10 protein-coding genes, 1 rRNA gene and 1 other annotated feature (1 of these 12 cut by a window edge) are annotated in these 11,763 nt (G+C 39.5%); all 11 genes read right to left on the reverse strand.

The window, feature by feature from the left end; genetic code table 11:
* Positions 1-184: a binding site (T-box leader), on the reverse strand (it extends 40 nt beyond the left edge of the window).
* A 39-nt stretch (positions 185-223) separates the two neighbouring features.
* Positions 224-1,681 (reverse strand): glutamate--tRNA ligase, encoded by a 1,458-nt coding sequence (gene gltX, locus ACNHOZ_RS26275; RefSeq protein ID WP_048022302.1) that lies wholly within the window; start codon positions 1,679-1,681, stop codon positions 224-226.
* A 105-nt stretch (positions 1,682-1,786) separates the two neighbouring features.
* Positions 1,787-2,266 carry a 2-C-methyl-D-erythritol 2,4-cyclodiphosphate synthase gene (gene ispF / locus ACNHOZ_RS26280; protein ID WP_013054903.1) on the reverse strand — a complete coding sequence of 160 codons (480 nt, stop codon included), beginning with the start codon at positions 2,264-2,266 and terminating at the stop codon, positions 1,787-1,789.
* Entirely contained in the window at positions 2,263-2,964 is a 702-nt protein-coding gene (ispD, locus tag ACNHOZ_RS26285; RefSeq protein WP_063248112.1) for a 2-C-methyl-D-erythritol 4-phosphate cytidylyltransferase, read from the reverse strand. The genes ispF and ispD overlap by 4 nt, the downstream gene beginning before the upstream one ends.
* Positions 2,965-2,989: 25 nt before the next feature.
* Positions 2,990-4,087 carry a PIN/TRAM domain-containing protein gene (locus tag ACNHOZ_RS26290; protein ID WP_014462040.1) on the reverse strand — a complete coding sequence of 366 codons (1,098 nt, stop codon included), beginning with the start codon at positions 4,085-4,087 and terminating at the stop codon, positions 2,990-2,992.
* Positions 4,088-4,234: 147 nt separating this feature from the next.
* Positions 4,235-5,314 carry a DNA integrity scanning diadenylate cyclase DisA gene (disA, locus tag ACNHOZ_RS26295; protein ID WP_013054900.1) on the reverse strand — a complete coding sequence of 360 codons (1,080 nt, stop codon included), beginning with the start codon at positions 5,312-5,314 and terminating at the stop codon, positions 4,235-4,237.
* Positions 5,315-5,317: 3 nt separating this feature from the next.
* The gene (gene radA / locus ACNHOZ_RS26300) at positions 5,318-6,694 is read right to left on the reverse strand and encodes a DNA repair protein RadA (RefSeq protein ID WP_013054899.1); all 1,377 of its coding nucleotides are present in this window, start codon (positions 6,692-6,694) and stop codon (positions 5,318-5,320) included.
* Between the two features lie 123 nt (positions 6,695-6,817).
* The gene (gene clpC, locus ACNHOZ_RS26305; RefSeq protein WP_014462041.1) at positions 6,818-9,259 is read right to left on the reverse strand and encodes an ATP-dependent protease ATP-binding subunit ClpC; all 2,442 of its coding nucleotides are present in this window, start codon (positions 9,257-9,259) and stop codon (positions 6,818-6,820) included.
* Between the two features lie 20 nt (positions 9,260-9,279).
* Positions 9,280-10,353 carry a protein arginine kinase gene (locus tag ACNHOZ_RS26310; RefSeq protein ID WP_013054897.1) on the reverse strand — a complete coding sequence of 358 codons (1,074 nt, stop codon included), beginning with the start codon at positions 10,351-10,353 and terminating at the stop codon, positions 9,280-9,282.
* A 3-nt stretch (positions 10,354-10,356) separates the two neighbouring features.
* The gene (locus ACNHOZ_RS26315; RefSeq protein ID WP_028412656.1) at positions 10,357-10,899 is read right to left on the reverse strand and encodes a UvrB/UvrC motif-containing protein; all 543 of its coding nucleotides are present in this window, start codon (positions 10,897-10,899) and stop codon (positions 10,357-10,359) included.
* A 41-nt stretch (positions 10,900-10,940) separates the two neighbouring features.
* Positions 10,941-11,402, reverse strand: coding sequence for a CtsR family transcriptional regulator (locus ACNHOZ_RS26320; RefSeq protein WP_013054895.1), 462 nt, complete (start codon positions 11,400-11,402; stop codon positions 10,941-10,943).
* A gap of 235 nt (positions 11,403-11,637) precedes the next feature.
* A 5S ribosomal RNA gene (gene rrf / locus ACNHOZ_RS26325) occupies positions 11,638-11,753 on the reverse strand.
* Between the last annotated feature and the right edge of the window lie 10 nt (positions 11,754-11,763).

The raw sequence follows: 11,763 nt of genomic DNA on the forward strand, positions 1-11,763 counted from the left end.
ACAAACAATCCCAACTCTTCTCTCATAACGTGAAAGTAACCGCTTTTGCCTACTTACTTAGTAGCATTCAACAAAAGACTCAAAGGCGCACTTCAACAAGTTTTGTCATAGGTTACTTTCAGCCGGTGATAACCCTCTCTGATATGCAATGAACTTGCCTACTCTTCCTTCTCAACGATATCCATATTTGATTATTTTATCATATGGGCAAAATAGAAATTTGTTAACTATAAATGCTTTCTAGACGAGCTAAAACTGTTTCTTTCCCTAAAAGAGAAATAGCTTTTGGAAGCTCGGGACCGTGTGTTTCGCCTGTTGTTGCTACACGAATTGGCATAAATAGTTTTTTACCTTTTTGACCTGTTGCTTTTTGTACAGCCTTTGTTGCTGCCTTAATTTCATCAGCGCTGAATTCTTCTAAGGAAGAAATCTCTTCAGCAAATGCTTTTAACACTTCCAGTACTTGTTCTTCAGAAAGTACTGCTTTTGCTTCTTCACTGTAATCAATTTCTTTCTTAAAGAACATTTCAGTAAGTTCAACAATCTCAGCGCCAAAGCTCATTTGTTCTTGGTATAGAGCGACTAAGTCACGTACCCATTGTTCTGTTTCTGCATCGCGCGTTTCTTCAACTTTTCCAGCTTTCACTAAGTGAGGAACTGATAAAGCTACTACCTCGTCTAAATCCAATTGTTTCATGTATTGGTTGTTCATCCAACGTAATTTGCTTGTATCAAATAGTGCTGGAGATTTTGATAAACGAGCTGGGTCAAAAATTTCAATAAACTGTTCTTTAGAGAAAATTTCTTCTTCCCCCACAGGTGACCAGCCAAGCATTGTAATAAAATTAAATAGTGCTTCTGGCAAGTAGCCTAATTCTTTATATTGCTCGATAAACTGAATGATTGACTCATCACGTTTACTTAGCTTGCGACGATTTTCATTTACGATTAACGTCATATGACCAAATACAGGAGGCGTCCAGCCTAAAGCTTCATACACAAGAATTTGCTTCGGTGTATTGGAAATATGGTCATCTCCGCGTAGAACATGTGTCATCTTCATTAGATAATCATCAATGGCTACAGCGTAGTTATATGTTGGTGTACCGTCTTTTTTCACAATAACGAAATCACCAATGCCTTCAGACTCAAACGATACTTCATCTTTGACAATATCATTCCACTTAATTTCTGTGTTACTAGGAACACGGAAGCGAATGCTCGGCTCACGGCCTTCTGCTTCTAGTTCAGCACGCTGTTCAGCTGTTAAGTTACGGCACTTACCTGAATAGCGCGGCATTTGACTGTTCGCCTGCTGTTCTTCACGCTCTTTTTCAAGCTCTTCTGACGTACAGTAACAGTGATAAGCTAATCCTTTTTCAAGAAGTTCTTCCGTATATTTTTGATAGATTTCCGTACGTTCAGACTGGCGGTAAGGACCGTACTCCCCGCCTACGTCGATACTTTCATCCCATTCAATACCTAACCATTTTAAATAGCGCAGCTGACTTTCTTCGCCGCCTTCGATATTACGCTTTTGATCTGTATCTTCAATACGGATAATAAATTTACCGTTTTGATTTCGTGCAAATAAATAATTAAATAGTGCTGTTCTTGCATTCCCTATATGAAGATGTCCAGTTGGACTCGGGGCATAACGAACTCTTACTTCGCTTGACATAACTAAGATGACCTCCAATTTAATATTACTTATAGTATGTATTTATATGTTTTAGACATGTTCTAATTTTATCACCAAATAGGTATCTGTCAAAGTCAACTGTTTTTATTTTTGATAAACTAAAACGGCTGCTTGGGCAGCGATTCCTTCTTCACGTCCCGTAAAACCTAACTTTTCTGTTGTTGTTGCCTTGACGTTAATTTGAGAAATGCTTGCTTCTAACAGCTGCGCAATACGCTCTCTCATTGGTTCAATGTAAGGAGCCATTTTAGGTTTTTGCGCGATAATCGTGCAATCTACATTGCTTAATTCATAACCTTCATCTTTTAGTAGTTTCCATACGTGTTGAAGAAGCTTTGCTGAATCAGCATCTTTAAATTCAGGGTCTGTATCCGGAAAATGCTTTCCGATATCTCCTTTAGCCGCCGCTCCTAATAAGGCATCTGCGATTGTATGTAACAGCACATCTGCATCTGAGTGGCCTAATAATCCTTTTTCATACGGAATTTCTAAACCGCCGATGATTAAAGGTCTTCCTTCTGCAAATTCATGTACGTCGAAACCTTGTCCTACTCGAATGTTCATTTTTCCACTCCTTCAGTCCTGTTTAGCTTTGTTAATATAGCTTCTGCATATAACAAATCTTCTGGTGTTGTTAGTTTTATATTATCGTAATTTCCCTCTACAATCGATACTTTTTGTCCTGCTTTTTCTACTAAGCTTGCATCATCGGTGCCTAAGTATTCATTTGTTTTTGCTTTTTCGTGTGCATCTATTACTACATCAAAAAGAAAAGCCTGCGGCGTTTGAATAGCCCACAAGCTAGAGCGCTCAACTGTTTCAATGACAGTCCCCTGTTCCACACGCTTAATTGTGTCTTTTACTGGAACAGCCAGTACAGCAGCCTTATCACTAGCAGCTTTTTCTACTAACTCATGGATTGTGTTTTGTTGAACAAATGGTCGAGCGCCATCATGAATTAATACCATCTGAGCCTGCTTTAGACTTTTAAGGCCGTTATAAACGCTATGTTGGCGTTCATCGCCTCCAACTGTCAATGATTGAACCTTTTGAATTGGATATTCAGCTAATAACTCTTCAAAAATCGCCACTTCTTTTTCGTTTACAACTAGTACAATTCCACTGCACCAAGGATCTTGTTCGAATTTTTGCAGCGTATGAATGATAAGCGGAACGTTTTGAATAGTTAAAAATTGTTTGTTCCGCCCCGCTTTCATTCGCTTCCCCTGCCCTGCAGCTAAAACGATAATTTCATACTTCATAGGTATACTCCCTTTACCTGTTACGTCACAGTGCTTTTTCTAATAACTTGGGTTTCGCAAAAATCATACGGCCTGCTGAGGTTTGGAGTACGCTCGTCACCAGTACATCAATTTGCTTTCCAATGTAATTTCTTCCTTCTTCTACCACGATCATTGTACCGTCATCAAGATAGGCAATACCTTGATTATGCTCTTTACCGTCTTTTATAACCAACACATTCATTTCTTCTCCCGGAAGCACAATTGGCTTAACGGCATTTGCTAAGTCATTAATATTTAAGACGCCGACATTTTGAAGTTCACATACTTTATTTAAATTAAAGTCGTTTGTAACGACCAACCCAGAAGTCAGCTTTGCCAATTTGACCAGCTTACTGTCCACTTCTTGAATGTCTTCGAAATCGCCTTCATAAATTTCTACCTTCATTGCCAGTTCCTTTTGAATACGGTTTAGAATATCTAGACCTCGTCTACCTCTGTTTCGTTTTAGAACATCCGACGAATCAGCAATATGCTGAAGTTCCTCAAGCACAAAGCGCGGAATAACAATCGTTCCGTCTAAAAATCCTGTTTGACAAATATCTGCGATACGACCGTCAATAATAACGCTTGTATCTAAAATTTTAAGAGACTTTAGTGATTCTTCATTATCTGCTTCTTCTTCTTGCCCTTTTTTCTTCCCAATTCGAGATGGCATGGAAAACACGTTCACAAGCTCATCGCGTTTTTTAAACCCGACTTGAAACCCTAAGTAACCTAAAAGAATACTTAGAAAGATTGGTAAAATGGTACTTACTACTTGAAGTTGAATTCTGCCTAAAAAAGCTCCGACCAAGTAGGCTACAATAAGCCCTAAAATCAATCCTAAGCTACCAAAAAGTACATCCGTTACAGGCGCCTTCAGCAACGCCTCTTCCACTCGGCGAATTAATTCAACTATATAATCAACAATCCAAAACGTGACAAGGAAAAACAAAATAGCTCCCAGTATTGCATCGACGTAAGGTTTTTCTAGAAATGCTACATCTTGCAGATTTAATAATTGAATAAGTTCAGGTATAAAAAAGACGCCCAATGTACCACCTGTAATAATAAAAAATAACTGTACAAAACGTTTTAACACGCCTTCACCTCCCTTTATCATTATAAACAGTTTACAATGATTGAAACCTGTTATTTAACCAAAAAACAGAATTTGTAAACAAACTGTCACTTTTTTTGTATTTTCACAATATCTTAATGAATCAAACATTTAATGTCAATTAATATCCTATAGCTGACGGTTTGTAAGATGCTGCTCTTTTAGTCTTTTTAGGCCTTCTCTAATTTTCCGTGCTCGAATTTCACCGATGCCTTCTACCTCATCCAATTCTTCTACCGACGCATCTGCTATCGTTTTTAAATCCCCTAATTCATCAATGAGATTTTCAATAATAATCGATGGAAGTCTTGGAATTTTATGAAGCATTCGATACCCTCTAGGAATAACGCTGTCTTCAAAGCTTGTATACATAGGATATCCCATTAAGCGAAGGAGCGTTTGGTCATCGAGAAGAACATTATTTGACGGCTGCTGCATGCGTTCAATTACTCGGTAAGGGTCAAAGCTGAGGTCATACATATAATCTTTGATTAATAAAGTTGCTTCTTCCTCTAAGTGAGAAAGCAGTTCATTCATTTGGAGACGAATTAGCCTTCCTTCTGTTCCTAACTCGCTAATATAGCTTAAAATTTCATTTTTAATACGCAAAACCATTTCTGTACGATGAAGCGACTGCAGCACATCTGTATGAGTTACTTGCTCTTCAAACTCTAATGCACTGAGACTTGTAATCGATTCATCTAATACCGCCTTGTACTTTTCAAGGGTTCCAAGCGCTTGATTCGCTTTTGCTAAAATAACGCTAATGTCTTTCAATACATACTGCAGAGACCCTTTGTAAAGCGTAATCACATTCCGTCTTTGTGAAATGGCTATCACCAATACACCTGACTGCTTAGCTACGCGCTCCGCTGTACGGTGACGCATTCCTGTCTGTGAAGAAGGGGTAGAGGGATCTGGCATGAGCTGAGCATTAGCAAACAATATCTTGCTTCCGCTGTCGTTTAAAATAAGCGCTCCATCCATTTTGGCTAACTCGTATAAATGCGCAGGTGTAAATGCACAATTAATCGAAAATCCTCCATCTACCATCTTTTTGACTTGTTCATTGTAGCCCATAACAATTAAGCCGCCCGTCTTTGCCCGCAAGACGTTATCGATACCGTCACGAATAGGGGTTCCTGGTGCTACAAACTGCAGAATTTCTGATATTTGTTTTTGACTAACTGTTGTTTTTTCTCCTTCCACTGCTTATCCTCCTAATGTATATTGCAGAGCCTCCGCTACTGTTGATACCCCAATCACATCAATACCATCTGGGACTTTCCATCCTCCTAAATTTTTCTCCGGAATAATAATTCGTTGGAACCCTAATTTTACCGCTTCTTGAACGCGCTGTTCAATTCTAGACACTCGGCGTACTTCGCCTGTTAATCCTACCTCTCCTACAATAACATCTGTAGCGCTAGAAGCAGCATCTCTGAAGCTTGAAGCAATGCTAACGGCTACAGCTAAATCGATTGCTGGTTCATCTAATTTCACTCCACCTGCTACTTTTAAATAAGCATCTTGATTCTGCAGCAGCATTCCTACACGCTTTTCTAAGACAGCCATGATAAGCGAAACGCGATTATGATCTACTCCTGTCGCCATTCTTCTAGGGTTTCCAAAGCTCGTTGGACTGATTAGCGCCTGCAGCTCTACTAATACGGGTCTTGTCCCTTCCATTGAAGCGACAACAACCGAACCCGCTGCTCCCTGAGACCGTTCTTCTAGAAAGATTTCAGATGGATTCAATACTTCTTCTAGCCCACTTTCTTTCATTTCAAAAATGCCCATTTCATTTGTAGATCCAAATCGGTTCTTAACCGCTCTTAATATACGATACGTATGATGGCGCTCTCCTTCAAAATAAAGAACCGTATCTACCATATGTTCAAGAAGTCTTGGACCCGCAATGGCCCCTTCTTTCGTTACATGACCCACAATAAAGATGGCAATGCCATTCGTTTTAGCAACACGCATTAGTTCAGCCGTACACTCTCGCACCTGTGAGACGCTTCCTGGCGCTGATGTCACATCAGCATGGTAAATGGTTTGAATTGAATCAATCACCACAAAATCAGGCTGCATGCTTGAGATGGCCTCTAGTATTAATTCTAAGTTTGTTTCTGCGTGAACATAAAGCTCTTCAGCTTTTACACCTAGCCTGTCCGCTCTTAACTTCGTTTGTTTGGTTGATTCCTCTCCCGAAATATATAGTACTTTATTTTGTTTCATTGCTAACTGCGCGGAGGTTTGCAAAAGTAAAGTAGACTTTCCGATACCCGGATCTCCCCCTATTAAAACGAGTGACCCTCTGACAATACCGCCTCCTAATACACGGTTTAACTCTGCAGAAGGTGTAAAAATCCGTGGTTCTGTTGTAGATTCAATCGCTGTAATTGACTGAGGTTTTTGAACTTTAGAAGCAGTAGCTCCGGAAAAAGCTCCTCGGCGTGATGATTTCGTTTCTTCCATTTCTTCCACCATCGAATTCCAGCTTCCGCATCCAGGACATTTCCCCATCCATTTTGCGGATTCATATCCGCAATGCTGACATGCAAATTTTGTTTTTCGTTTCGCCATTATGTTATCAATCTCTCCGTTCATTCAATCGATTTCTATCTCTATTGTACACTATTTCCTAAGCTAAAATAAAAAGGGAGGCATACGTGTTTTTTCGTATGCCTCGTCTTGGTTTGAGTAAATTTAGCTGATGCTGCTTGGAGCGGAGGATTTAACAACAAATTCTCCTTTGTCTACATCTAGCGTCACTTTCTGACCTTTTTGAACAACCCCTTTTAGCAGCTCTTCAGATAAACGGTCTTCAATATGTTTTTGAATTGCTCTACGAAGTGGACGAGCGCCGTATTCTGGGTCAAAACCTTCCTCTGCAATCTTATCAATTGCTTCTTTTGTTAATTCAAGATCAATTTCTTGCTCTTTTAAGCGTTTTGTTAACTGGTCCGCCATTAATTTAACGATTTCAGCTAAGTGAGGTTTCTCCAATGAATGGAAGACGATAATTTCATCGATACGGTTTAGGAACTCCGGACGGAATGCGCGCTTCATTTCCGCCATTACTTTTCCTTTCATATCTTTGTAGTCTTGGCCTTCTGCTTCTACTGTGAACCCTAAGTGCTTGCTTCGTTTTAATGTGTCCGCACCTACGTTTGATGTCATAATTAAAATCGTATTACGGAAATCAACTGTACGGCCTTTTGAATCTGTTAAGCGTCCATCTTCTAACACTTGTAATAAAATGTTAAATACATCCGGATGTGCTTTTTCAATTTCGTCTAAAAGAACAACTGAGTAAGGTTTTCTTCTTACTTTTTCCGTTAACTGGCCGCCTTCTTCGTATCCAACATATCCTGGAGGTGAACCTACTAAGCGTGAAGTAGAATGTTTCTCCATGTACTCAGACATATCGATACGAATCATTGCGTCTTCGTCGCCAAAGATTGACTCCGCTAATGCGCGTGCAAGCTCTGTTTTACCAACCCCTGTTGGTCCTAAGAAAATGAATGAACCAATTGGGCGTTTTGGATCTTTCAAGCCTGCTCTAGCACGGCGCACAGCTTTTGCAACTGCTTTTACCGCTTCTTCTTGCCCAATTACACGAGAGTGAAGAATCTCTTCCATGTTTAGCAGTCTTTCTGTCTCTTCCTGTGCCAGTTTAGAGACCGGTACACCCGTCCAGCTAGATACCACCATCGCAATATCTTCTACGGTTACAGCTGAGTTTTCTTTACCTTGCTGCTCTTTCCAAATTTTCTTTGTGTCTTCTAATTCTTCGCGTAGGCGTTGTTCTGTGTCGCGTAAAGATGCTGCTTTTTCAAATTCTTGACTTTGAACAGACGCATCTTTTTCATTGCGTACTGATTCTAATTTTTGCTCTAATTCCTTTAAATTTGGCGGCGTTGTAAATGAACGTAAACGCACTTTTGAACCAGCTTCATCAATTAAATCGATTGCTTTATCCGGTAAGAAACGATCTGAAATGTAGCGATCTGATAGTTTCACCGCTTGCTCGATTGCCTCATCAGAAATAGATACTCGGTGATGCGCTTCATAACGGTCACGAAGCCCTTTTAAGATTTGAATAGACTCTTCCAACGTTGGTTCATCCACTTGAATTGGCTGGAAGCGACGCTCTAACGCTGCATCTTTTTCAATATATTTTCTGTATTCATCTAAAGTCGTAGCACCGATACACTGAAGTTCTCCACGAGCAAGAGACGGTTTTAGAATATTAGAAGCATCGATAGCACCTTCTGCACCACCAGCGCCAATTAATGTGTGTAACTCATCGATAAAGAGAATGATATTACCTGCTTGACGAATTTCATCCATTACTTTCTTCAGGCGATCTTCAAATTCTCCGCGATATTTTGTACCAGCCACGACCGTTCCCATATCCAAAGTCATAACGCGTTTGTCACGTAAAATTTCTGGAACTTCATTGTTGACGATTTGCTGAGCCAAACCTTCAGCGATTGCCGTTTTACCGACACCTGGCTCCCCAATTAATACAGGATTGTTTTTTGTACGTCGGCTTAACACTTCAATAACACGCTGAATTTCTTTCCCACGTCCGATAACAGGGTCTAAGCTTCCTTCGCGCGCTACAACTGTTAAATCGCGTGCTAAGCTGTCTAGCGTAGGTGTATTGGCATTTGAAGAACCTCCGCCTTGATGGCTTGAAGCAGCTTCATTGCTACCTAATAAATGAAGTACTTGCTGACGAGCTTTATTTAGGCTGACACCTAGATTATTTAAAACGCGTGCTGCAACGCCTTCACCTTCACGAATTAAGCCTAGTAAGATATGTTCTGTTCCTACGTAAGAATGACCAAGCTTTCGGGCTTCATCCATTGAAAGTTCAATGACTTTTTTCGCTCGAGGTGTATAATGAATGGTCTGCGTTAATTCTTGGCCTCTGCCAATTAATGCTTCCACTTCTTTTTGAATTTTTTCAGTGCTTAGGCCTAGAGCAGAAAGAGCTTTTGCTGCAATTCCTTCACCTTCACGAACGATACCTAATAAAATGTGCTCCGTTCCAATGTTGTTGTGACCTAGGCGTAGTGCTTCTTCCTGTGCTAAAGCTAATACTTTTTGTGCGCGCTCTGTAAATCTACCAAACATCATATAATCGTCACCCTCCACGTTTAATTTGTGTTTTTATTTATAGTGAGACGTTCTCGAATTAAGGTGGCTCTTTTAATGTCACGTTCCTGAGGCTTTAGGGGCCCTCCCGAATACTTTTGTAAAAAGCCTGGCTGCGTCATAATGATAAGTTCATTCAATATATTTTGACTCAGTCCTTTTATATACCCTAAATCGATTCCTAATCGAACATCTGATAAACATTGTGAAGCTTCTTTGGACTCAATAATACGGCTATTGGCCAATACTCCATATGAACGATACACTCGATCTTCTAACTCTACATGAGATGTTTTAAACAGTGCGTCTCTTGCAGAGTGCTCTTGTGTAATTAACTGCTGTACGACACTATTTAAATCTGCCACAATATCTTCTTCAGATTTCCCTAAGGTTATCTGATTAGAAATTTGAAAGATATTCCCTAAAGCTTCGCTACCTTCTCCATAAATTCCTCTCACCACTAAGCCAAGCTGGTTAATAGCGGGAATAATACGATGAATTTGACGGGTCATCACTAAAGCCGGCAGATGCATCATCACAGATGCACGTAGCCCAGTACCCACATTTGTGGGACAGCTGGTTAAATACCCTCTATTTTCATCAAACGCATAATCTACGTATTTCTCAATCCAATTATCTACTTTATTCGCTGTGCTTAAAGCTTCAGATAATTGAAGGCCTGGAAATAAACATTGTATGCGTAAATGATCTTCTTCATTAACCATAATACTCAAATCTTCTTTTTCTGATAAAAAACAAGCTCCGTTGTTGTCTCCTTCAGCCAAGTTAGGACTGATAAGATGTTTTTCAACCAACACTTGCTTTTGAAGAGGCTGTAATTCGTTCATCTTTAGTAAATGCAAATTCCACTGATTGGTGTTCTCGCTTTTTTGAAAAACTTGCTCAAATACTCGAACCACTTCAACTGCTTGTTCTTTAGAAAAGAGAGTTGGAAAAAGATAATGAGTTAAATTTCGAGCCAGCCTGATTCGACTGCTTAGCACAATATCTGAATTCGAAGCTTCTTGACGCATCCAAGAGCTAACAGGCTGGGAAAAGAACAAATCCTGGGACATGAATTACGCTTCCTCCTCTCTCGATTCGTTCATCTTCTTTTCTAGTAATCGAATGTGATCTCGGAGTTCGGCTGCTTTCTCAAACTCCTCTTTTTCGATATACTCTTTTAAGTTCAATCTTAATGCCTGTAATTCCTTTTTTAAATGAAGATTACTTGCAATTCTTGCTGGTATTTTTCCATGATGTAGATAATTGCCTCCATGCAGCCTCTTCAAGAAAGGAATAAGAGGTCTCTCAAATGTTTTGTAGCAATCTGCACATCCAAACCTGCCGATTTTAGCAAATTTTTGATATGTCATGCCACAAGTAGGACAAGAAAGAACGTCCTGACTTTGTTTCTTATAATTTTCAGTTACTGCTGGGTCTAGGTTAAGTAGGCCAGCTAGTAAGTTATTGATTGAAAAACCTTGCTGATTTGAAAAAGAAAATGCATCTCCATTTTCTGAAGCGCATTGTTCACATACGTGCATCTCCGTCTTTTCACCATTAATAATTTTTGTGAAGTGAAGAGTTGCAGGTCTCGTTTCACATTGCTGACAAATCATCCTGTCATCACTCCCTGTTCTAAATAAAATAGATCATGAGCTTATCGGTAGCGTAATGAATTAAGCATTGCTTTTAAAAGATTGGCTCTTAGCTCATCACGATAAGGAAGTTCAATATTAATAACTGAACGATTGATAACGCTCAACATGATTTTTGCTTCTCGTTCTGTGATGACTTTTTCTTCAACTAACCTAATAATGACATTTTCAGCACTTACTTGTGAAATTTCATTTTGAATCATCTCAATCACTTGCTGAAACAAATCCGCTGCATCATGCATTTTTACTTTTGCAATACGAATAAATCCGCCGCCGCCTCGCTTACTTTCTACAAGGTAACCTCTCTCAACCGTAAAGCGGGTATTGATAACGTAATTAATTTGCGACGGAACGCATTGAAATTTATCAGCAATCTCACTGCGCCTTATTTCAACAATTTCTCTTTCACTTAATTCAAGTACTTGTTTTAAATACTGTTCGATAATGTCAGAGATATTTGGCACGCTGCCCCCTCCTTCTGACTTTGACTATATTTGACCTTAATTTAAATATAAAAGGAAACGAAAAAATTTTCAACTATGTACTATTAAAGTTTATTCTTTACTTTTATCGTTGCCACTAAAATTTATTTCAAAACCTGCAAATCGCGAATTTTATTGTTCTTACTATACTTTTTCATAAAACAAATAAATTGTAAACAAAAAAGGACTAGCTAAAATAGCTAGTCCTTTTTCAGGTGCCTGGCAACGTCCTACTCTCACAGGGACAAAGTCCCAACTACCATTGGCGCTAAAGAGCTTAACTTCCGTGTTCGGTATGGGAACGGGTGTGACCTCTTCGCTATCGCCACCAGACAAGAGATTG

Source organism: Priestia sp. D51 (assembly GCF_053345675.1).

What these genes read in the sequence shown, in the direction of transcription:
- ispD (WP_063248112.1), bottom strand. Translation starts at nt 2,964, where the DNA reads ATGAAGTATGAAATTATCGTTTTAGCTGCAGGGCAGGGGAAGCGAATG.
- gltX (WP_048022302.1), bottom strand. Translation starts at nt 1,681, where the DNA reads ATGTCAAGCGAAGTAAGAGTTCGTTATGCCCCGAGTCCAACTGGACAT.
- ACNHOZ_RS26315 (WP_028412656.1), bottom strand. Translation starts at nt 10,899, where the DNA reads ATGATTTGTCAGCAATGTGAAACGAGACCTGCAACTCTTCACTTCACA.
- ACNHOZ_RS26310 (WP_013054897.1), bottom strand. Translation starts at nt 10,353, where the DNA reads ATGTCCCAGGATTTGTTCTTTTCCCAGCCTGTTAGCTCTTGGATGCGT.
- radA (WP_013054899.1), bottom strand. Translation starts at nt 6,694, where the DNA reads ATGGCGAAACGAAAAACAAAATTTGCATGTCAGCATTGCGGATATGAA.
- clpC (WP_014462041.1), bottom strand. Translation starts at nt 9,259, where the DNA reads ATGATGTTTGGTAGATTTACAGAGCGCGCACAAAAAGTATTAGCTTTA.
- ispF (WP_013054903.1), bottom strand. Translation starts at nt 2,266, where the DNA reads ATGAACATTCGAGTAGGACAAGGTTTCGACGTACATGAATTTGCAGAA.